General features: G+C 41.4%; 19 protein-coding genes. 10 read left to right on the forward strand and 9 right to left on the reverse strand.

Features of this window, described 5'->3' with window-relative positions:
• Positions 1-2: 2 nt before the first annotated feature.
• The 8 genes from R1T16_RS14305 to R1T16_RS14340 form a co-directional block, all read right to left on the reverse strand.
• Positions 3-770: a DUF3108 domain-containing protein gene (locus R1T16_RS14305; RefSeq protein WP_317501802.1), complete on the reverse strand. Its 768-nt coding sequence runs from the start codon at positions 768-770 to the stop codon at positions 3-5.
• A gap of 303 nt (positions 771-1,073) precedes the next feature.
• A complete protein-coding gene (gene hppD, locus R1T16_RS14310) occupies positions 1,074-2,234 on the reverse strand; it encodes a 4-hydroxyphenylpyruvate dioxygenase (protein ID WP_317501803.1) in 1,161 nt (386 codons plus the stop codon).
• 92 nt (positions 2,235-2,326) lie between these two features.
• Complete coding sequence (locus R1T16_RS14315; RefSeq protein ID WP_317501804.1) at positions 2,327-3,484, reverse strand: homogentisate 1,2-dioxygenase; 1,158 nt, start codon at positions 3,482-3,484, stop codon at positions 2,327-2,329.
• Positions 3,485-3,829: 345 nt separating this feature from the next.
• Positions 3,830-4,285, reverse strand: coding sequence for a DinB family protein (locus R1T16_RS14320; RefSeq protein ID WP_317501805.1), 456 nt, complete (start codon positions 4,283-4,285; stop codon positions 3,830-3,832).
• A gap of 157 nt (positions 4,286-4,442) precedes the next feature.
• On the reverse strand, positions 4,443-4,814 hold the full coding sequence (locus tag R1T16_RS14325) for a septal ring lytic transglycosylase RlpA family protein (RefSeq protein ID WP_317501806.1): 372 nt from the start codon (positions 4,812-4,814) through the stop codon (positions 4,443-4,445).
• A complete protein-coding gene (locus tag R1T16_RS14330) occupies positions 4,814-5,338 on the reverse strand; it encodes a septal ring lytic transglycosylase RlpA family protein (RefSeq protein WP_317501807.1) in 525 nt (174 codons plus the stop codon). The genes R1T16_RS14325 and R1T16_RS14330 overlap by 1 nt, the downstream gene beginning before the upstream one ends.
• A 76-nt stretch (positions 5,339-5,414) precedes the next feature.
• Positions 5,415-5,855, reverse strand: a complete 441-nt coding sequence (locus R1T16_RS14335) for a hypothetical protein (protein WP_317501808.1) — start codon at positions 5,853-5,855, stop codon at positions 5,415-5,417.
• Positions 5,856-6,120: 265 nt separating this feature from the next.
• Positions 6,121-7,038, reverse strand: coding sequence for an alpha/beta hydrolase (locus R1T16_RS14340; RefSeq protein WP_317501809.1), 918 nt, complete (start codon positions 7,036-7,038; stop codon positions 6,121-6,123).
• Positions 7,039-7,256: 218 nt separating this feature from the next.
• Between R1T16_RS14340 and R1T16_RS14345 the strand changes: the two genes are divergently transcribed.
• Positions 7,257-7,604 (forward strand): GxxExxY protein, encoded by a 348-nt coding sequence (locus R1T16_RS14345; RefSeq protein ID WP_317501810.1) that lies wholly within the window; start codon positions 7,257-7,259, stop codon positions 7,602-7,604.
• A 70-nt stretch (positions 7,605-7,674) separates the two neighbouring features.
• On the opposite strand, the gene R1T16_RS14350 is transcribed toward R1T16_RS14345, so the two are convergent.
• Complete coding sequence (locus R1T16_RS14350; RefSeq protein WP_317501811.1) at positions 7,675-9,720, reverse strand: recombinase; 2,046 nt, start codon at positions 9,718-9,720, stop codon at positions 7,675-7,677.
• Positions 9,721-10,098: 378 nt separating this feature from the next.
• On the opposite strand from R1T16_RS14350, the gene R1T16_RS14355 reads away from it, so the two are divergent.
• The 9 genes from R1T16_RS14355 (at position 10,099) to R1T16_RS14395 (ending at position 22,351) form a co-directional block, all read left to right on the forward strand.
• Complete coding sequence (locus R1T16_RS14355; RefSeq protein ID WP_317501812.1) at positions 10,099-10,572, forward strand: CYTH domain-containing protein; 474 nt, start codon at positions 10,099-10,101, stop codon at positions 10,570-10,572.
• Positions 10,560-11,534: a YpdA family putative bacillithiol disulfide reductase gene (locus R1T16_RS14360; protein ID WP_317501813.1), complete on the forward strand. Its 975-nt coding sequence runs from the start codon at positions 10,560-10,562 to the stop codon at positions 11,532-11,534. The genes R1T16_RS14355 and R1T16_RS14360 overlap by 13 nt, the downstream gene beginning before the upstream one ends.
• A gap of 217 nt (positions 11,535-11,751) precedes the next feature.
• The gene (locus R1T16_RS14365; RefSeq protein WP_317501814.1) at positions 11,752-12,240 is read left to right on the forward strand and encodes a hypothetical protein; all 489 of its coding nucleotides are present in this window, start codon (positions 11,752-11,754) and stop codon (positions 12,238-12,240) included.
• Between the two features lie 41 nt (positions 12,241-12,281).
• Positions 12,282-13,433: an efflux RND transporter periplasmic adaptor subunit gene (locus tag R1T16_RS14370; RefSeq protein ID WP_317501815.1), complete on the forward strand. Its 1,152-nt coding sequence runs from the start codon at positions 12,282-12,284 to the stop codon at positions 13,431-13,433.
• 5 nt (positions 13,434-13,438) lie between these two features.
• Positions 13,439-16,594: an efflux RND transporter permease subunit gene (locus tag R1T16_RS14375; protein ID WP_317501816.1), complete on the forward strand. Its 3,156-nt coding sequence runs from the start codon at positions 13,439-13,441 to the stop codon at positions 16,592-16,594.
• 14 nt (positions 16,595-16,608) lie between these two features.
• Positions 16,609-18,027, forward strand: coding sequence for an efflux transporter outer membrane subunit (locus R1T16_RS14380; RefSeq protein ID WP_317501817.1), 1,419 nt, complete (start codon positions 16,609-16,611; stop codon positions 18,025-18,027).
• A 225-nt stretch (positions 18,028-18,252) separates the two neighbouring features.
• Entirely contained in the window at positions 18,253-18,690 is a 438-nt protein-coding gene (locus R1T16_RS14385; RefSeq protein ID WP_317501818.1) for a hypothetical protein, read from the forward strand.
• A 36-nt stretch (positions 18,691-18,726) separates the two neighbouring features.
• The gene (locus R1T16_RS14390) at positions 18,727-19,179 is read left to right on the forward strand and encodes a hypothetical protein (RefSeq protein ID WP_317501819.1); all 453 of its coding nucleotides are present in this window, start codon (positions 18,727-18,729) and stop codon (positions 19,177-19,179) included.
• An 883-nt stretch (positions 19,180-20,062) separates the two neighbouring features.
• Positions 20,063-22,351, forward strand: a complete 2,289-nt coding sequence (locus tag R1T16_RS14395; protein ID WP_317501820.1) for a T9SS type B sorting domain-containing protein — start codon at positions 20,063-20,065, stop codon at positions 22,349-22,351.
• Positions 22,352-22,390 lie beyond the last annotated feature (39 nt).

Raw genomic sequence — 22,390 nt, forward strand, 5'->3', positions numbered from 1 at the left:
TCTTACTTCGCTTTAATCTTTAACGGACTCGCAAGTCCTTTATATTCTTCAAGGTCGGCTTTAAGCGAGCCTACTGCTAAATTTGCTTTTATTCGCAGCGGAACCCTGTTGTTATCGTCTGAAATCCATACGGTTAAACTCTCTTCTTCCTTAAATACACGGCCGGCTAAAACCAGCGGCCTGAATATCATTGTTGAAATAGTCCCAAATTTAGTTTTTAAATCCTCCCTGCCAATGAATTTCAGCTTAAATTTTAATATTTCATCGTCAAAAAACATATCTACAGTAACTGATTCGCCCACTTTCATTGTTTCAATTTTTGGGTGGTTCCTCAGATAATAAAAGGTAGACATAACGTCCTGAACGTTTTCAGATGTGGTAAGTGTTTTTTCGGTTTTCTTTTTATAATCTTTTACAGTTACCGTGTTCCTGTCCTGGTTAAAGAATGCTTCCTGGTTTTTGGTGTAGCCGCCCTCGTCTATCTTCCTGACAGCCTGATAGGGTTTAATAGTAGCCTTATCAAAATAGCTTTCGTAAGTATCGTTTACCTTAAAAAAGAATTTCGTCATTCCGGTTGTATAACCATTCCCCACAACATGGTACACTTTTTTGTTGTCTTTTGTCCCCTCCTTCACTTCAAGCGTGGCATACCCTGCGTTCACGACACCATAATGTATCCTGAATTTAAAGTTTTCCCCTACGTTAAAGGCGCTTTGCGAAAAAGCATTTGAAGCAGTAAAAAGCAATAAAAATGCAATCAATTTCTTCATAATTAATTTTTTTGTTGGTATTTAGAGCCAATAAATGCAATTTCTGTTCCAAAAGTAAGAAAACAAAAAAACCCAGTCAAACAATGACCGGGTTTTTATGCTATTAACCAACCAAAAAACTATAAATTATGAAAAATTTACTTTGCTAAAAGAGGATGTTGTGAGTCCCCCCTTTTTTGCGAGTGCAAAGGTAGTTAGTTTAAATGCAAATTTGTTTGTTAAATTTTCACTTTAACACATAATCCTTAAAAAACATAGTCTAAATTGGTCTGTTGTTGAAATATCTTTAAAAAATAGGTGTTTTTATAACGTACCCCTTAACTCCTGCTCACGCTCAATAGACTCAAACAATGCTTTAAAGTTACCTGCACCAAAACCTCTTGCACCCATTCTCTGTATAATTTCAAAGAATAGCGTTGGGCGATCCTGAAGCGGTTTGGTAAATATCTGTAGCAAATATCCTTCCTCATCAGCATCAACCATGATAGCGAGTTTCTGTATTTCTTTGATGTCTTCTTTAAAAGCATCTTTGTGAGCACCAAGACGTCCAGGTACTGCATCATAGTACGCTTGTGGCGGTGCAGAAAGGAATTCTACGCCACGCGCTTTAAGGTCAGATACCGTTTTGATGATATCATCTGTAGCAATAGCCACGTGCTGAATACCAGGTCCGCCGTTAAAGTCAAGATATTCTTCAATCTGTGATTTTTTCTTTCCTTCAGCCGGTTCGTTTATAGGGAATTTAATCCTTCCGTTACCGTTACTCATTACTTTACTCATCAATGCAGAGTACTCGGTATTTATCTGTTTGTCATCAAATGAAAGGAAGTTAACAAAGCCCATTACATCTTCATACCATTTAACCCATATATTCATTTCGTTCCAGCCCACGTTACCTACCATGTGGTCTACATATTTAAGGCCTGTTGGTGCCGGATTGTAATCTGATTTCCACTCCCTGAAGCCAGGTAAAAATACACCGTTGTAGTTTTTACGCTCTACAAACATGTGTATTGTTTCACCATAAGTGTAGATACCTGCACGTACTACTTCGCCAAATTCATCAGTCTCAACTGTTGGCTCCATAAATGGTTTAGCACCGCGCTTTGTCGTTTCTTCAAAAGATTTACGTGCATCTTCTACCCAAAGTGCAGCTACCCTTACACCGTCACCATGTGTTGCAAGGTGGTCATTAAGCGGAGAATCTGCTGTAAGCGGAGAAGTTAAAACGATACGAATTTTATCCTGAACAAGAACATAAGACGTTCTGTCTCTTAGTCCTGTTTCTAATCCGGCATACGCCAAAGACTGGAAACCGAAAGCTGTTTTATAAAAATGAGCCGCCTGTTTAGCGTTACCCACTATAAGTTCTACATAGTCTGTACCCATTAACGGGAGGAAATCCTGTGCACCTTCAAATATTTTTTCCAGTCCGTATTCAACGTTTTTTATTTCGTTACTCATGATGTTGTGTATTTTGATTCCGCAGCAGCGGAAAAAGTATTATTTTTTGATTTTTGTTCTAAAAAGTTCTCTAGTAAAGACAAAAGAACATATTACTCAGTCCAGGATTTATAGTACTTGCCATCGTCCAGTCCCATAGCAATTTCAGTAACCATGAGAGGACGGAAGGTATCTACCATTACCGCAAGCTCTTCGGTTATTGTTTTGCCTATGCTACGTTCCATAGCGCCCGGTGCAGGCCCGTGCGGAATTCCCTTAGGGTGCAGCGTTATATGGCCCTGCTCTATGTTGTTACGGCTCATAAAGTCGCCGTCTACATAGTACAATACTTCGTCACTGTCTATATTACTGTGATTGTATGGTGCAGGAATAGCCTTTGGGTGGTAATCGTACAGCCTTGGGCAGAAAGAGCACACTACAAATGTAGATGTCTCAAACGTTTGGTGTACTGGTGGCGGCTGGTGTACCCTGCCTGTTATCGGTTCAAAGTTGTGTATGCTAAAGCCGTACGGGAAGTTATATCCATCCCAGCCTATAACGTCAAATGGGTGCGTAGCATATACAAACTCATGAATCATGCCTTCTTTCTTGATCTTAATAAGGAAGTCGCCCTTCTCATCGTGCGTTTCAAGTTCGGTAGGCAGTTTAAAGTCCCTTTCGCAAAATGGCGAATGCTCTAAGTGCTGCCCGCTGGCATTCTTGTAGCGTTTTGGCGTGTAGAATGGCGCGATAGACTCTACATAAAAAAGGCGGTTGTCTTCGGTATCAAAATCGATCTGATAGATCATGCCGCGCGGAATGATAAGGTAATCGCCGTACTCAAACGGAATGTTACCCATAAACGTGCGAAGCGTGCCTGTTCCTTTATGGATGAAGAGCATCTCATCGGCATCGGCATTTTTATAGAAATACTCGCGAAGCGATTTTCTCGGGGCGGCAAGGCCAATGACACAGTCACGGTTTACCAGCATAGCTTTTCGGCTATCCAGGAAATCGTCTTCAGGCTGTAGTTCAAAACCTTTAAAAAGCAGCGATTTGATATTTTTATCTATCGCAATCTTAGGCTCAACAGAATAAGAGCGTAAAATCTCTTTTACCTGCGTAGGCCTGTGTACATGGTACAGTAAAGATGAATGCCCATGAAAACCCTCTGTACCAAACAACTGCTCGTAGTACAGTCCTCCATCAGGCTTCTCAAACTGAGTATGTCGCTTTTGCGGGATGTTACCCACTTTATGATATATAGGCATAATATAGTTGTTGTTTTATTCTTGAATGATTTTACTCCAATGCAAAGCACCTCACTCAGGATTTCTCTTGATGAGGAATTTTAAATAGCCAAGCAATCCCTGCCATTGTACATTCATTACACAAATATCGGAAAAATTTAATTTTATGGGTGAGTTTTTGCGAAAAAATGAATTCTGAGCTTAAAGTGTTCGGTATTCAGTTGCAGTAAGCAGTTAGTACACGTATTGTCATCCTGACGAACGAAGGATCTCCCGTAGTTCCAATTTGTTTTCTGAGATTTTTCGACTCCATTGCATTTCGCTCAAACTGACAGGCAGCCTATACTTTAAAAGTCCCCGATTTGGTTAAACCAATTTCTTTAACCGTATCACCATGCCCAGGTGCATACCCTCATGCTGGTTATTAAAGGCAATGGCATCTTCAGTGTCAGACAGGTCAAAGCCCATTTCGCTTTTGCGGGCATTGTAGGTAGTGAATATACCATTACGGTAGTCTTCCTCTGTTTTTTGAATGGTAGAGAACAATAGGCTTTTTATCTCATCTACTTCATCCTGCGTTACGTCGCGCTCCGGTTTAGTGCCGCGCATATACATAGCCATAAGTTTGTCGCTTATCTGCATAGGGATGCCCGAACCCTTATAAACCAATGCCTGTTGCGACACCACAATATGGCCAATGTGCCACATAAGATTATTGCTCCATCCGTCAGGTATTTTGTTTAGCTGGTCAAGCGTGAAATCGTTAAGCAGCTTAGCGTATATATCCCTGCTGGTGCGGGTTATCTTAAATTCTTTTTCCATGGTAGTGTGTAGTTGTTTTTTGCGCGATAAAAATAGCTTTTTTACTCAAACCGTTGTTGTTTGCCTATAAAATAATAATGCCGCAGATTGCTGCGGCATTATTATTTATATCGTGTATTGAGCTTCAGCATACTGTAACTGAAAACTAAATAGTACCTTATTTCGCTACTTCAATGGAAACATACATGTGCCCCTTGCTCTTTTTGTCAGCAATTTGTTTGTATGCTTTTTTGGAGAGATCAATATCAAAGCCACCTGAAAATGGCCCGCGGTCGTTTACGGTTACAACAACCGATTTTCCGTTAGCAATATTCGTTACTTTTATTTTTGAGCCAAAAGGCAGTTTCCTGTGGGCGGCAGTAAGTTTGCTGTTGCTGAATTTCTCGCCGCTTGCGGTTTTCTTTCCGTTAAATTTATTAGCATAATAAGACGCTTTTGCACTCTTGTCATACGAGCTGAAAGCCCCTTTAGACGACGAACAGCCCACAAGGGCTGTAAGTAGTAATAGTATAAGTATGCGCTTTATCATTATTCGGCAGCGGCTGTTTCGGTTACAGGCTCAATGATTTCCATTTTTACCTTAAAGCTGCCTGAGCCTTTTTTAGAGGCAATTTCCATGAAGGCTGTCTTGGTTAAATCTATTTCAAGCTTTTTGCTGTACGGCCCGCGGTCATTAACCTTAACGTCTACAAATTTGCCATTGTTTTCGTTAGTTACCCTTACCATTGTTCCAAAAGGCAGTCTCATGTGGGCAGCGGTGTACTTTTTGTTATGAAAACGCTCTCCGCTTGTTGTTTTCCTTCCGTTGAATTTATCAGCGTAATAGGTTGCAAGGACATTATCTTTATAAAGCGTCAGTTTAGGTTCTGCAGCTTTAGCCGGTTTTTTATCGGCTTCTGCCGGTGCAGCAGTTTCGGTTGTATCAGAAACTTTTACGACAGTAATTTTTTGGGTTTCCGGGTTTTCTAAAGCGGTTTCGGTGCTTATGGTCGAAAATCCGGTGATAATAAGCATTACTAATGAAACACTAAAAACGATAATACTATTCTTCATAGATACTCTTTTTTGGTTGTTTTACAAATAATATGCCTTAGACACAAAAAGCCTTTAAAAGGCTTTTAAAATGCGGTTAGCTTAACCATTGACTCCAGGGAATCCTGCTTAAAAGCAGTACTAAACCTATGGCATAAAAATATCCTATATTCTTAAATTTTGTGGTGCTCTCGGCAGCTCTTTTGTGCTTAGACCATCCTATGGTAATAAGAATTATGGCAATAAGATTGATAAGCGGGTGCTCAAAAATCAAAGGCCTTAATTCGCTGTTCTTCATCAATCCACCCATGCCAAGCGCTTTTGCTGCGTCAAACTTAGGACTTGTAAAAAGCAGTACTAATCCAAATACGAATTGCAGGTGCGTAAATATAAGCGCCATCAATGCTATCTGCCTGTCTTTAGGCAAAAAAGCTCTCTTTGATGATAAGCCTATGAACGCGTTAAGCGCTGCGAGAAGCAATAAAACTAATACGGCAAATGCCCAATACGAATGCAGGTCTAAAATACCCTTGTACATAGTAAGTGTTTTGTTTGAGGAAGGCAAATATAAGCAATCATGCCTGATTAATAAATGCAAAATGCCTGTTAATTAGTTGTTAACGCTTGTTTAGAATCTGTCTAAGAAGCAGTTAACGTTGTTAATCCCCCAAGGCTAAAGGGATTAGCGATGCTTTTTTCGTAATGTTAAGTTTAAGTTAAGTGAACGGTTGTTTTTGAAAAACACAGCCGAAGTACCTAAATATTTGTATTATTTGTATTATATTTTTACTTTTAAAAGTCAATTACCTGCAAAAATCGTACTCACTGTATTTTGTACATTCTTTACCCGTTGCAACGATAATATGCGACTGTTGTTTTTCTCCCTTAAGCACGCCGGTCATAAATTCTGCCACAGGTTTAGGGTCTTTGCCAAAAAGCTCGCCGCTGTACTCGTGTCCGCCGCCACAAAAAGTAATCAGTTTTGTATTGCCTTTTAGCCCGATGATGTGATTGTAGATAGAGTAGGACCCGAAAAGCATAAGCCATCCCGAAGAACTTGCCGGGCAGTAATGATGCGCCGCAGTACCATAAGGCACAGTAGTATCACAGCTGCCGTGAAAGAACATTGTAGGCACAAGGTTTTTAGGGGTAATAAAATTAAGGTCCATGATGGCCCCTGCGCCAGATATTACACCTGCGTATCTAAAGTCAGCGGGAAGTTTTTCAGGATACATCGACATCATTTTAGTATCCCAGTATGCAGCGTGCAAAACAGTTTCGGCACCGGCGCTGCTGCCGGATATGAATACTTTTTTAGGATCTATATTATATGTGCTTTGGTTTTTCAGGAAATAAATAACTGCCTGCTGAAGCTGGTTGGCTGCAATTTGTATCGCTTTTACCTTTTCAGGAAGAATGCCGTCGCAGCTAAAATTTTTGCCTTTCATATATAAGGTGTAGCTTATGTTTGCTGCAACAAATCCTTCGGCAGCGGCCTGCCTTGAAACAGGGTAATCCCACTTGCGCTCACCACCCGAAAATCCTCCGCCATGAACATGGATCAGCAATAGGCGCTGTTCTTTGCTTTTTGTCTTTGGTACAAAAATGTCCATCTCCAGCTTGAGCGTATCATTGGCAAAATAGGTAACGGTTCTAAAATCCTGCGCATTGGTAAATGCAGCCGTAATAAGGCTAAGCAGTAGAAAAATATGTTTTTTCATTGGGAAGAATAGTTGTTTTTACAAAATTAGGAAAATTTTTATCAGCAGATTTCAAATTTGAACGCGCACGACACGGATCTGGGCGTATTGTCGCAGATTTTCCTGTTTTGGGTTATTAACTTGATCAATAAATTTTTTAGTTTAGCCGAAATCTTACAAAACAATGGATGATAAAGTACTGCATAAGGAACTTACAGGGCAAATTTTAAGGGTGTTTTTTGATTTTTAATAATGAACTTGGGTATGGTTTTTTAGAGCGTGTATATCAAAATGCATTGTTTTTTGAGTTACGGGCAAGGGGTTTTGAACTTGAAGTACAAAAACGAATAACCGTATATTATAAAGGGATAGAAGTAGGCGATTATTTTGCAGATATTGTAGTAAATCAGGTTGTAATTCTCGAGTTAAAAGCTTGCGATTATATTGTTGATGAATTTGAATATCAGCTTATCAATTATTTAAGAAGCACGCAGTGTGAAGTAGGCCTGCTTCTTAATTTTGGTAAAGAACCTGAATTTGCAAGAAAGGTTTTTAGGAACAGCAATAAAAAGACGCTGCAAAAATAAATCTGCGTTCATCCGCCCAGATCCGCGTCATCCGCGTTCCAAAAAGAGATCCCGATTCTTTTCAATTCAATTAATCCCTGCTCTTTACCCTGAAATTGGGAAAAAAGAACGATCCCGGCTTGCGTTTAAAATGCCTCCATATAGATGCCGCTACAAGGCGCATCTCTGAAATAGGAATATTGCGCGAGCGGAACGCCAGCCCCATTGAAAGGCCAAAGCTTACCAAAAAGTTGACCAGCCCAATAACCCCAATGCCCCCAATACCCCAAACAATGGCATCGGTGGCCACATTCCAGTTGGCACCATATAAGCCAAGGGCAAGGTTTCCGCTGGCAAAGGTAATATGGCGTATGTCAAGGTCAAGCCCTAAGAAGATACCAATGGAAGCTGTACTTCCCATGAATACACCAAACCAAAAGTTTGAGATTACGCCGGCCCATTTCTTTTCATATAATTTAGCGAGTTTCTGGGTACGTATCCTACCCAGGCTGAGTTTAAGCACAGGATGCTCCTGTATTCTGTAGTAAATATGCTGAAATTTATCACGGTTAGCCACTGCTCCTGCAATAATGCCCGAAAGAAAAAGGAATACCCCCGCAATCGCTGCATGCAGTATGGCTAGCGAATGGATAGGGCTAAGGTCGCGTATAAGGTGGTACCACTTGGTAAGCGCAAGATTATAATCAAAAATAATATCAATCAGGTAGATACCCAATAGCGATACAGGGAACGCCATGACAACATTACCCACAAACGCTATGAACTGGCTGCGGAATACCCTCGCAAAGAATTCGGCGAATGCCTGGTGCTTTTTATCGTCAGCCAGGTTTTTGTTCTTACGGTCGGCTTCAAGGGCGCTTATCAGCGCAGATGCAGTCATGGCGGGCTGTTTTGTAGCCAGCGTAAAGCCCATTACATAGATGGCAATAAAGCCGAGCGAATAATTAAGGCTGTAGAAGAAGGCATGGCCAAAGATACTCGTGTCCATTTTAGAAAGGAATACTTTAATGATACACAGTATCCCTACGATTACCCCACCACCCGATGCGCGCCAAAACATGGTGAAATATTCCTTGCGGTCTTTGGTAATATAATGTTCGCCCGTTTTCGCGGTATGCTGGGTTACTTCATACGACAGCAATTGTGTGCTCTCATTGATAAGTTTTCGCACATTGGTCTTGTCGCAGTTGTAGACTACCAGATCTGTAGCGAGTTCTATAGTATTCTTTTTGGCATCGGCGGGTGTTGTTGTTATCAATAGCGGTAACAGGGTTTGCAGTCGCTGCAACTGCTGGCGTATGCGCAGCAGGCTCTGATTTACACGAAGCGAGATACCATATTTCTCACTATTCTTAAATGCAGTATTTACATAATCGGTACACTGGCGGTGCAGGAGCATAAGCTGTTTATAGTCCAGCTCATCAGGATTTGTGTAATTGTCACTTTGGTTAAGCAGCCTTTCGGTTATCTCGCCAAACTCTTGTTCAAAGGCAAGAAACGGACTCTCAAGGTTTTCATATTCAGGAACCATTTTGATCACTTCGGTTTCAAGCGCGCGGCCTACAATACGATGAATGATAACCTTCATGGCAAACAGCAGTTCGGCAAGCGGGCTGCGCGGTTTTGCCGTTATGTAAATAGGGTTGAATTTCAAGAGATCAAACAGCTGTTCTATCTGCTGGTGCGGAATTTTATTTATCCACACAGGATCTGTCTTTAGATAGAACACCTGGTTAAGCAGGTATTCAAGAGTGTCTTTTTCAGGCTGTTCCGGGATAAGTTTTGCAAAAAGACGCTTTTTTACCTCAAATATAAAATCAGCGTCGGTAAGGATACCGGCATCGGTAAGTATTTTACTGAATTTCTTGTTGTTGAGTATCTCCTTAAGATATAGCGAAAGGCCTTTACGGTAATTTTCATTCCCTTTAAGTTCGTGCAAAAGTTCACCAAGGTCTACCGCAACCAGTTTCTTTAGGTTTCGCGGGCGAATGATATTTACAAGGTCGGCCAGCAGGTCGGTGTCCTGCGCTTTGTATTCCCACAGGTTGTGTTCATCAAAATTAGTTTTGAAGAATTGGGCAATAGTAATACGTGCTTTAGTTTTCCTGAACTTCATGGGCATTTATAGGGAGATGAAATGTAAAACTACAAATCATAACCCGAAAAACGGTAAAGATTGGCGATTTTAGGATTTGGTTAAGAGGGTTTGTTCTTTTGTCTTGAAACAAAAGAACCAAAAATCCAAGGGTATAACTTCTTAGGCTACAAATCACAAGAATCAGCTAAACCATTCGAACTCACTTCACTCAAACAGCGAATGCTTCTTAACGCCGATTCTTGTAATTTGCTTGACGCTACAAAGTTTAATGCCTTAGCTTCATTCTAATGTTTCAGCAATAAGTGAAGCTTTTCCCTCTCCTTCGGAAAGGGTTGGGGTGGGGATATCATATATGTCTCCACAATTCCCTACCTTAGCTGTTATTTCCAAAAGAACATGATTGAGATCGAACGCAAATTCCTTGTGCTTAGCGATGCCTATAAAAATGAGGCTGTTACTCAAAAACGCATTGCACAGGGCTACCTGAATTCTAATCCTGAACGTACCGTGCGTGTTCGCACAAAAGGCGATCAGGGCTTTATTACCATAAAAGGCAAAAGCAACGACAGCGGTACCAGCCGTATGGAATGGGAGAAAGAAATTACCGTGGCCGATGCCCAACAGCTGCTTGCCCTTTGCGAAAAAGGCAGTATTGACAAGATACGCCACGAGGTAAAAGTAGGCAGCCATATTTTTGAGGTTGATGAATTCTTTGGCGGCAATGCCGGGCTGACCGTTGCTGAAGTTGAACTTGCTGATGAAAATGAAAGCTTTGAAAAGCCTGCGTGGCTTGGTAAAGAAGTTACAGGCGACGAACGCTACTATAATGCTTACCTGAGCAATAATCCTTACAGCTCATGGAAAAAATAACCTACGATCTTATAATCATTGGCGGTGGGCCAATAGGTCTTGCCTGTGCTATAGAGGCCCAAAATAAAGGGCTGAACTATCTTATCATAGAAAAAGGTGCTCTGGTAAACAGCCTGTTTAACTATCCGCTGTACATGACATTTTTCTCTACTGCCGAAAAACTGGAGATTGGCAATGTGCCTTTTAGCTGTATCGCGCCAAAACCCGGAAGGCAGGAGGCGCTGGAGTATTACCGAAACATCCACAAACACTTTAGTTTCAACATTCATTTGTTTGAGAGGGTGGAAGGAATCCAAAAACAGGAGAATGGATTGTTTAAAGTGACTTCGGCTAAGGCTGTATATTCATCTAAAAATGTGGTAATCGCTACCGGATTTTATGATATCCCCGTGTATATGGAAGTGCCCGGCGAAAACCTGCCGCATGTGCACCACTACTACAAAGAGGCACACGAGTATGCTTTCAGGAAAGTGGTGGTTGTAGGCGCTAACAATTCATCGGTAGATGCCGCGCTGGAATGTTACCGCAAAGGTGCCGATGTAACTATGATTATTAGAAAAGGTGAGATTAACGACCGTGTAAAATACTGGGTCAAGCCCGATATTGAAAACCGTATTGCAGAAGGCAGCATCAAGGCGCATTTTTATTCGGAAATTACAGAGATCACAGCGAACGAGGTAATAATTAATTCGCCGGATGGAGAGGTGCTCATTAAAGCCGACTTTGTTCTGGCGCTTACAGGTTACCGACCCGATCTTGAATTTTTACGCAATGCCGGTATAAGCATTGGCGAGGGTCTTAGCTGTACACCAACATACAACCCCGAAACAATGGAAACTAATGTAACGGGATTATTTTTAGCCGGCGTAGTATGCGGCGGACTGGAAACCCATAAGTGGTTTATAGAGAACAGCAGGGAACATGCTGTGTTAATTGTTTCTCAAATTTTACAAAATAGATAACAGGCCGCTTAGCGGCCTTATTTTTTGATTTGCAGTGCCCTAATATCAAAAGCTCCTATGAAATATTGGCAATGCACTATTTGTTTTGGATAAAAACTATTTCGATTTCGTAATATAACCAGCTTTTTCTTAACAAAAGTTTAACAAAAATATTGGTTCGGTTAGTTCTGTTGTAACCGAACTAAGTTATATCTTTGCGTTAAATTTTATAAATTAGATGTCAGATTTAGAAAAAGACCGTGAAGAATTGGTGGAGCTGTTTGGTGTGTTTTTTGAGACGATACATCACCTTCCGCCGTTAGGCGCCCGCATATTTGCCAATCTCATTGTTGATTCGCAGGGCAAGCCCACTACGTTTGACGAACTTGTAGAGCGCATGGGAGCCAGCAAAAGCTCTGTGTCTACAAATCTTAACCTGCTCCTTAAAATGGGTAAGATAAGCTACTTTACCCTACCGGGCGACCGAAAAAAATATTATAAGCCTACACCTTTTAGCGACCGTTTTGGGAACTACCTTAAAATGATTGAGCTTGAAAAAGAACTTATTGTAAAAATGACTGCCTTCAGGGATAAATCATCATGCCCTAAGTCAAAATCAGATATAGAAATGGTACGGGTGTACGAGCAGCACCTTCTTGAAATGGAAAAGGTAGTGCTTAAGAGTATAAGCGACTTTAAAGAAATAGAAAAGAATAACCCAATATAAACATCTCTCGATAAAACGAACACTAAATCAAGTCCACAAAAATGAAGAACAGATCTTTTATAGGTGCCATAGCTGCCCTATTATTAGTAGCGTCATGCGGTAAGAAAGAAGAGCAGGCTCCTGCTCCCGGGCCAATGCCTTTTCCTGTACAGACAGTAGCAAAACAAGATGCAACGGTTTATGAAGAATATACCGCTAACCTTGAAGGCCAGCAAAATGTAGAGATCCGCCCTAAAGTAAGCGGTTTTATCCAGAAGATATACGTAGATGAAGGCCAGGTAGTACGCAAAGGCCAGCTGCTGTTTAAGCTGGAAACGCAAACACTTAACCAGGATGCGGCAGCTGCAAAAGCTAATGTTACCGCTGCACAGGTAGAGGTAGACAGGCTTAAGCCGCTTGTAGACCGCAAGATTATCTCTAACGTTCAGCTGGAAACGGCTAAGGCAAAACTTGCCCAGGCAAAAGCGTCGTACAGCAGTGTTGCCGCAAATATTAACTATGGTACCATTACCTCTCCGGTAGATGGTGTTATAGGCAGCCTTCCTTATAAAGAAGGTACACTGGCATCGGCTACAAGCGAAATGCCACTTACAACAGTGTCTGACACTAAAGTAATGCGTGCTTATTTTGCCATGAACGAAAAGCAGATGATAAACTTCAGCAGGGAATTTAAAGGTGCTACACTTGCCGAAAAAATCAAAAACACACCAGAGGTTAGCCTTCGCCTTGTTGACGGAAGCACTTATGAAGTAAAAGGAAGGATCGCAACTGTTGCGGGACTTGCTAATGCTGCCACAGGTACAAGCCAGTTAAGGGCAGAATTTAAAAACCCTGAAGCGATATTAAGAAGCGGCGGTAAAGGTACTGTGCTACTTCCTATCAATATTAAAGATGCAATTGAGGTGCCTCAAAATGCAGTGTTTGATATGCAGGGTAAACAAATGATCTACGTTGTAGGTAAAGATAACACTGTAAAATCTAAGATCGTACAGGTTAAAACTACATCAGGCCTTAACTTTATTATAGAAAGCGGTGTTGAAGCCGGAGAAGTTATCGTGGTTGAAGGTACTTCTAAACTTAAAGACGGTATGGCGATAGTGCCGCAACAAGTAAAAGAAGAAGCGCCTGCTGCTGCAGCTCAGGACACAACAGCTACGGCCGAAAAAACATCTACAACCGTTACTAAAAAATAACACAAATGCTAAAGACTTTTATAGAAAGGCCGGTACTGAGTACCGTAATTTCGATACTTATAACCATATTAGGGGTTCTGGGTCTGCTTTCATTGCCTGTGGAGCAGTACCCGGAAATCGCCCCGCCTACCGTTCAGGTTACGGCTACCTACACAGGAGCTAACGCCGAGACGGTACTTAACAGTGTTGTTATTCCGCTTGAGGAAGAGATCAATGGTGTTGAGGGAATGACCTACATGACATCGAGTGCTGCAAACGACGGATCGGCAAACATCAGTGTGTTCTTTGAACTTGGTGTTAACCCCGATATTGCTGCGGTAAACGTGCAAAACAGGGTGTCTCGTGCTACGAGTAAACTGCCTCAGGCAGTTATACAAACGGGTGTTACCACGCTTAAGAGCCAGACGAGTGCGCTTATGTTCCTTGCGCTGTTCTCTAAAAATCCTGAGTACGATGCAACGTTTGTGCAGAACTACGCTAAAATTAACCTTGTACCAAAGTTACAGCGTGTTAAGGGTGTAGGGCAGGTAAACGTGTTTGGTGCAAAAGATTACTCTATGCGTATATGGATAGACCCTGAGAAAATGGCATCTTTTAACCTTGCGCCAAGCGATATTCAGGCTGCACTACAGGAGCAGAATGTTGAGGCTGCACCGGGTAAATTTGGTGAGAATGCAGAAGGCGTATATGAATATGTAATTAAATATAAAGGCCGTTTAAGCAAGGAGCAGGATTATGAGAACATCGTGATCAAGTCTACCGGCGGCGGCAACTTTGTACACCTTAGGGATGTTGCAAAAATTGAGCTGGGTGCGTTTAACTACGGCCAGAAAAACTTTGCAATGGGTAAAGATGGTGTGGCCATCGGGGTATTCCAGACATCGGGATCTAATGCAAACGACATTATTGACCAGGTTAACACAATCCTAACAGAGAGTAAAGCCAACTTCCCTGAAGGGCTTGACTATGTAGTTCCTTTTGATACTAAAATATTCCTTGATGCATCTATCCATAAGGTAATATCTACACTTATAGAGGCATTTATACTGGTATTTATCGTGGTTTTCTTATTCCTTCAGGATTTCAGGTCAACGTTAATTCCGGCAATTGCCGTACCGGTTGCAATTATTGGTACGTTCTTCTTCCTGTCTATCTTTGGGTTCTCTATAAACATGCTTACGCTGTTTGCAATGATCCTTGCGATTGGTATCGTGGTCGATGATGCCATTGTCGTCGTAGAGGCGGTGCACGCCAAGCTTGACGAAGGCGAAAAATCGGCTAAGGTGGCAACACTATCTGCCATGAGCGAGATCCAGGGAGCCATTATATCTATTACGCTGGTAATGGCGGCGGTATTTATCCCGGTATCCTTTCTTAATGGTCCGTCGGGGGTATTCTACAAGCAGTTTGCCATAACCCTTGCGGTATCTATCCTTATCTCTGCGGTAAATGCACTAACACTAAGCCCTGCGCTTTGTGCACTGTTACTTAAGCCGCACGATGATCACGGCGATGGCCACAAAAAGAATCTTAAAGAGCGTTTCTTTACGGCATTCAACACAGGCTTTGATGCCATGAACAATAAATATGTAGGGTCCCTTAAGCGCCTTGCAAAAAGAAAATGGATCACTGTTGGGGCACTGGCACTATTCTGTGGTATTACCTATTACCTTTTTGTAACTACGCCATCAGGATTTATCCCTAATGAAGACCGTGGTATCATCATGGCCGACTTAACGATGCCTCCGGGAACAACCCTTGAAAAAACACAAAAGGCAGTTAACCAGCTTGACTCTATACTACAGTCTATGCCTCTTGTAGATGCAAGGATGAGCGTTGTAGGTTTCAGTTTGCTTAACAGGGTAAATGGTGGTTCTTATGCCTTTACCATTATTAAGCTTAAAGACTGGAAAGAACGTAAAGATCCTAACCAGACTGTAGATGCAATTGTAGGTGAATTATTTGGCCGTACAGCAGGGTTTAAAGATGCAAAAGTGCTGTTCTTTACGCCGCCAAGTGTACAGGGCTTTGGTACTGCCGACGGTTTTGAGCTTAAGATAGAAGATACAGGTGATGATGACTGGGCTACGGTAAGTAAGGTAAGTAATGAGTTTCTTGGTGAACTTATGAAACGCCCTGAAATACAATATGCCATAACCAACTTTAACCCGGGCTTCCCGCAATACCAAATGGATATTAATGTGGAAAGGGCTAAAGATGCAGGCGTATCTGTAAGTGATATCTTTAACACGATGCAGGGTTACTACGGGGGTCTTTATACTACCGACTTTAATAAATTTGGTAAGCAGTACCGTGTAATGATTCAGGCAGAGGCTAACCAGCGTGCCGACGAAAAATCTATAGACAAGATCTATGTGCGTAATGCCAATAGACAGATGGTTGCCATAAGCCAGTTTGTAGATTTCAAGAAAATATATGGTCCTGAGGCGGTTGCCCGTTTTAATATGCTTAAATCGGTAAACGTAAATGGTAAATCTAAACCTGGCTTCAGTTCGGGAGATGCTATTAAGGCAGTTCAGGAAACAGCGGCACAGCATTTACCTAAGAGCTATACCTACGAATTCTCAGGTATGACACGTGAGGAGATTATTGCCGGTAACCAGGCGGCAGGTGTATTCCTGTTAAGCTTAATATTTGTGTACTTCCTTTTGAGTGCGCAGTATGAGAGTTATATTCTTCCGTTAGCGGTATTATTATCGCTGCCTGTGGGTATTGCAGGTGCAATTGGCTTTGTTAAGCTTGCCGGGCTGGAAAACAATATTTATTTCCAGGTAGCGCTTATCATGCTTATAGGGCTTCTCGCCAAGAACGCCATTCTTATCGTGGAGTTTGCCATACAGCGACGAAAACACGGGCTAAGCCTTGTAGATGCAGCGATAGATGGTGCAAAAGCACGTTTACGACCTATCCTTATGACCTCATTTGCCTTTATACTTGGTCTTTTGCCACTGGCACTGGCTAACGGTGTAGGTGCAGTAGGTAATAAATCTATTGGTATGGGTGCAGTAGGAGGTATGTTAATAGGAACCATATTTGGTGTATTCGTAATACCTATCCTGTTTGTAATCTTCCAGGGTCTTCAGGAGCGCATAACCGGCGCACCGGAAGTGGAGGGAAATCACGAAATTAAAGAAGCTTAAAACCGGGACAACACATGAAAATCGCAAAGATAACCTATAGAATAGCGGTAATAGCCGTGGCTGGAGTACTACTCCAGTCATGCTTTGCGGCAAAAGAATACAAAAGGCCCGATATAAAGGCCGAAAACCTGTACAGGACAGAAGTAGCATCTCAGGATACGGTCTCTATGGCCGATATATCGTGGGAAAAAATGTTTACAGATCCTGTTTTGCAGGGGTATATTAAAAAGGGGCTTCAAAATAACTACGACATCAGGAATGCAATCCAGAATGTTGTGGCTGCCGAAGCCAACCTTAAGCAGGGTAAGGCAGGATACTTTCCTACTCTTAGCCTTGGTGCCGACTGGACACACATTGAGCAGAGTAAAAACAGCCAGATAGGACGAATTGTAAGCCAGACAGGCGGTTCTACTAATCTTGACCAATACCAGCTTTTAGGCAATTTTGCATGGGAAGCAGATATTTGGGGAAAGATACGCAGTAACAAACGTGCAGTAAGCGCATCGTATATGCAAACGCTTGCCGCAAACCAATTGGTAAAAACGCAGGTTATCACAAACATCGCGTCATATTACTATCAGCTGCTTTCTCTTGATGCACAGCTTAAAGTTGCAGAGCAGACACTTATAAACCGTAACGAGAGTGTTGAGGCTATTATTTCGCTTAAAGATGCGGGTAATGTGAACGAAGTAGGGGTTAAGCAGACAGAGGCGCAAAAGTATGCTACAGAGCTTATTATAGAAGATACTAAGAATAACATTGTTTTAGTAGAGAACTCACTAAGCCTGCTGCTTGGCGAACCGGCCAAAAAACTGGAGCGCAGTACTTTTGAAGCGCAAAACCTTAACCCGCAGTTACAGCTTGGGGTTTCGGCACAATTGCTTAGAAACCGTCCGGACGTTGTTGCCGCTGAATACGGTTTTATAAATGCCTTTGAACTTACTAATGTTGCAAGAAGCAATTTTTATCCGTCACTTAGAATAACGGCTACGGGTGGTTTGCAGAGTATTGAGCTTAGCGATTGGATTAATACCAACTCATTGTTTGCCAATATCGTTACAGGGCTTACACAGCCATTGTTTAACGGCAGGCAGATAAGAACGCGTTATGAAGTGGCAAAAGCACAGAATGAGCAGGCGCTTGTTAAGTTTGAGCAGGCTCTTATGACCGCCAGCAAAGAGGTTAGCGATGCACTTGCCAACTATAACAACGAAACTAAAAAATTAACGATAAGGGAAAAACAGGCAGATGCGCTTACTAAGGCAGCAGATTATTCTGATGAGCTTTTACAGTATGGCCTTGTAAACTATCTTGAGGTGCTTACTGCAAAAGATAATGCCCTTAACACGCAGCTGAACCTTATAGATAACAAATACCGCCAGTATGTTGCAGTGATCAACTTATACAAAGCCCTTGGGGGCGGATGGCGTTAAAGCATAGTTTGGAAAACTTTTCCAGATTATTTTAGATTAATTGTTTGTTTTATGTTTGCTCCCCGATACATGGCCTGTATCGGGGAGTTTTGCTTTACAGGTAGGGTAAACTACTTTTAAAGTGTTATATAATTGTGTGGAGTTTCTTTCTATTCAAAACGCTTTGTACAGACAGCTGTATTGGGCGTTTTTGTTATTTTTGCCTGAACCATCAATCATAACTTCATGAAAAATTGTATCAGGGCAGTACTTTTCTGCCTGCTGCTTACGCTTACGGGCTGCCAGCAAACGCAGCTTACCATAGCTAACGGTACGGGAGAAGGCTTTTATCTTATAGATGCCAGAACAATACGCAACATTACCGCCGAAAAAATAGAAAAGCTTGATAAGGCAGGCGAAATACGACGTATCTCTCAAAGCACTACCGAATACACGTATGACGACAAAGATAGCGGCAGCACAGCGTTTGAAAAGTACAAGGCAGGTAACAGGTATGTGTTTTGCTTTGTAAGCGACAGCGCGCTTAGAAAGGCCAAAGAAAATGGAACAGAACCAGAATATGTTACAATTCCTACCGATGAAAATATAGATTTCAGCTATATAATAATCAGGATCACCCATCTTAAAGGCAAACCGTCTTTTGAAATTGAAACAATGCAGTAATTCACTTTTTAACCAATTATCAACCACTTGTAATAAATGAAAAACTTTTTTAAACCTGCACTGTTGTGTTTGCTTTTAATGGCCGTTGGCTGTCAGCAGTCTGTACTGAATATCAATAACAAATACAGTGAGGGTTTTTACCTCCTTGACGCTAAAACCGCACGCAATGCATCTGTAAATGAGATGGAGGAGCTCCACAAAAGTGGTGATATAACCTATATTGAAGGCAATGGCAGCTCATTTACCCTTGAAAGCGATAGTAACAGTGAAAACGCTTTCGAAAAATATAAAAAGGGAGATGACTATATTTTTTGCTTTGTAAGTGATAAAGCGCTTGAAAAAGCTAAGGCAGACAAAACTAAGCCTGTTTATGACACTACCGTGATGAACTGGAAAATGCAAAACCTTACTGAAATCAGTATAGAGATCAGGAAAGTGAAAGGAAAACCTGATTATCAGTTATCTGCTACTTCAAAAACAGGGTTCTGACAGGCTGGTTTTAAGCGAAAAAAAATATGACAAGCTCTAATTTGACGTTTTTTAAGTTTCAAATCTTGCAAAATTTTGATTTTGAAGTAACAATAGGTCTTTTTTTAAACCGAAATTTTGTGACTTTCGCGCGCAACCAAAACTATTTTCATGCATCTATAAAAAAAAATTAATTTTTTTTTGAGTGATTAAATTGATTAAAAGTAACTGAATTTTAGTGTTTTTTGTGTGCTAAAATTTTAAGGCCCGGCATAGAAACTATGCCGGGCCTTTTTGTTTTTAATTCATTTTTACCCATACAACACTAGATCATTGTGTCGTTTTCGCCTCACTTTTTTACCCGTTTACCTACACATGTAAATGTAATCTTACAATTATTTATTTTTTAAATAATGACCGTAATATTTTACTATAACGTTTTCGTAAATTTGACTGAAATTAGTTGTTTTTAATCGATGAAATGCATTAAAATTCGTCAAAGTGTAAAAAACTTCAAACCAAGACGTTAATTATTCCGTAAATGGTTTCTATGATATTCAAATAATAGATAATTTTGCATCGGATTGGTCTCCAGATAATTATCAGATTATTATATATCGAAAAAAATGAAATCTCTGAATTAAGATTTTTAATTGATTTAGCAGCCTTTATAACTCAGGTTAAAACGGGCAGAAGTTAATAAAGGTTTTAGCAAAGGGCAAATGCGGAAGATAACCGGTAAGTTGGTTTTGTAAAACGTTCTTTGGGCCTGCACTGTAAGGGGTGTATGCTTTACATTATTAACCGCATTATTTAAATGGCATCCTGCAGCTACATGGAGGTGTAAAGAGTTAGAGCGCTAAGAGTTAGTGCACTTTTACATCAGCTGCATCAAACTAAAATAATGAAACACGCAAATTTTTTGCTGGGCGTAATCTGCTTTTTTGCAGCTACTACTTATGGTCAGCAGGACAACAATTGGAACTTTGGCCGAAAGGCAGGATTAAATTTTAGCACCGGAAGGGCTACAGCAATTACTAACAGTGCCATGACTACCATGGAAGGCAGTGCATCAATATCTGATGAAGACGGCCAGCTTTTATTCTACACAAACGGCATAGACGTTTGGAATAAAAACAATCAAAAAATGCCACACGGCACCGGCTTAAAGGGCGATCAGTCCAGTACACAGGGAACGGTTATTGTTCCTAAACCGGGATCATCTACACGATACTATATTTTTGCTGCCGACAAAGAAGGCGGTGCAAATGGGCTAACCTATTCTGAGGTTGATATGGCGGCAGACAATGGTAAGGGCGATGTTATTGCTTTTAACGCACAGCTTGTTACTCCGGTGTCAGAAAAAGTAGCGGCAGTTTACCATGCTAACGGTAAAGATATTTGGGTTACTACACACCACTGGGGGAGCAATGCTTTTTACAGTTATCTTATTACAGCCTCGGGCGTTAATACAAGTCCGGTTATAAGCAATACAGGCCTTGTTATAGAGGGCGATGCACTATCCGGCCACTATGCAGGATGGATGGCAGTTTCTCCCGATGGAAAACGTCTGGCTTCGGCAAACGGGCTGCTTGCAGTTGAACTTTTTGACTTTGATAATGCAACAGGTATTGTGAGCAATGCTGTTACGGTAAAATCGCCTGCTAGATGCTACGGCGCAGAATTCTCTGCTAACAGTAAGCTGCTGTACGTAACCAGCGACAATGCGCTATACCAATACAAAGCTGATGCTGATAATGTAGCATCAACCGAAACTGAGATTGCAAAACTCGATGTGGCGAGCTCTATTAAGCTGGCGCCGGATTCTAAAATATATGTGGTAAGCAAATATCTTTCTACAAAGATGTCGGTCATCAATAGGCCGGACACCGAAGGTACAGGATGTAATTTTGAAGCAGACGGACTTGATCTTGGCGAAGGGCAGACTTTTGTGGGGCTTCCTAACTTTCTTATTGAGCCCTTTTATCTTTTGAGTATTAAAGCGGTTGTAGATTGCGGCGAAAGCCAGGTTGCCTTTACGGCAACAGGCACGGCACCTTCTGAATCTATTACCTGGGATTTTGGTGATGGGAACCAATCCGATGAGATGAATACCATTCATACCTATGCTGCTACAGGAACATATATTGTTAAGGCAAAGGCTAAAAGCAATAAAGCAGTTCGTTTTTATACTAAACAGGTTACTGTTGTATCTGCTCCTGTAGCAAATAAGCCAGAGGACATGATTACATGCGGTACACCTCAGGCTACAGCAGCATTTAACTTTGCAGAACAAAACAGCGCTATATTAGGTACCCAGCCGGCAGATTTATTTACTGTAACTTACTACACATCGTCTCAGGATGCTAATGCGGGAACAAACGCGCTTTCTGTAAATTATACAAATACCTCTAGCCCGCAAACTATTTATGCTAAGGTAAAGAGCGCTACCGGAGATTGTTTTGCAATCACATCATTTACAATTACTGCTACGCCTTCGCCGGAAGTTATTATGGAAGACACCTATAGCTTTTGTGAAAACAGTTTTGTAGTTATAGAGGCCCCAAAAGGATATGATGGCTATGTATGGCTTTACAATAATAAAGTAATATCTGGCGACTACCGTATCAGCGCTAATAAAGCAGGCGAGTATACGCTTAGGGTAACCCGCGATAATAACGGAATGTTTTGCAATACTACAAAAGTTATTACTGTAAAAGAATCTGAAAAACCAGTGATCAAAAAGATTGAGGTTACAGACTGGACAGACAGGAATAATACTATAGAAATAGTTATGGCATCTGCCGGAGATTATGAATATTCTATAGATGGAACTACATGGCAGGAAAGCCCGCTGTTTGAAAACCTTGAGCCGGGAGAGTACAACATTACAGTTAGAAACAGTTGCGGTACTGCCGAAGGTGATGCGCTTATACTTATGTACCCTAAATACTTTACGCCAAACGGCGACGGATATCATGATAAGTGGCAGGTAGAGAATGCCTGGAAAGACCACAACGTTTCGGTTACGGTTTTTGATAGGTACGGGCAGGTGCTGGCAAACTTTAAAGGCAGCAGCTCCGGCTGGGATGGTACTTACAACGGTGCTACACTACCTGCATCTGACTATTGGTTTGTCATAAACCGAAACAACGGTAAAGAATACAAAGGGCACTTTAGCCTTATGCGATAAGATATAAAAGTAAGATTGGTGGAATTGACTGTGCAGCGA

This window comes from Flavobacterium sp. DG1-102-2, from assembly GCF_033042555.1.
Taxonomy (GTDB): Bacteria; Bacteroidota; Bacteroidia; order Flavobacteriales; family Flavobacteriaceae; genus Flavobacterium.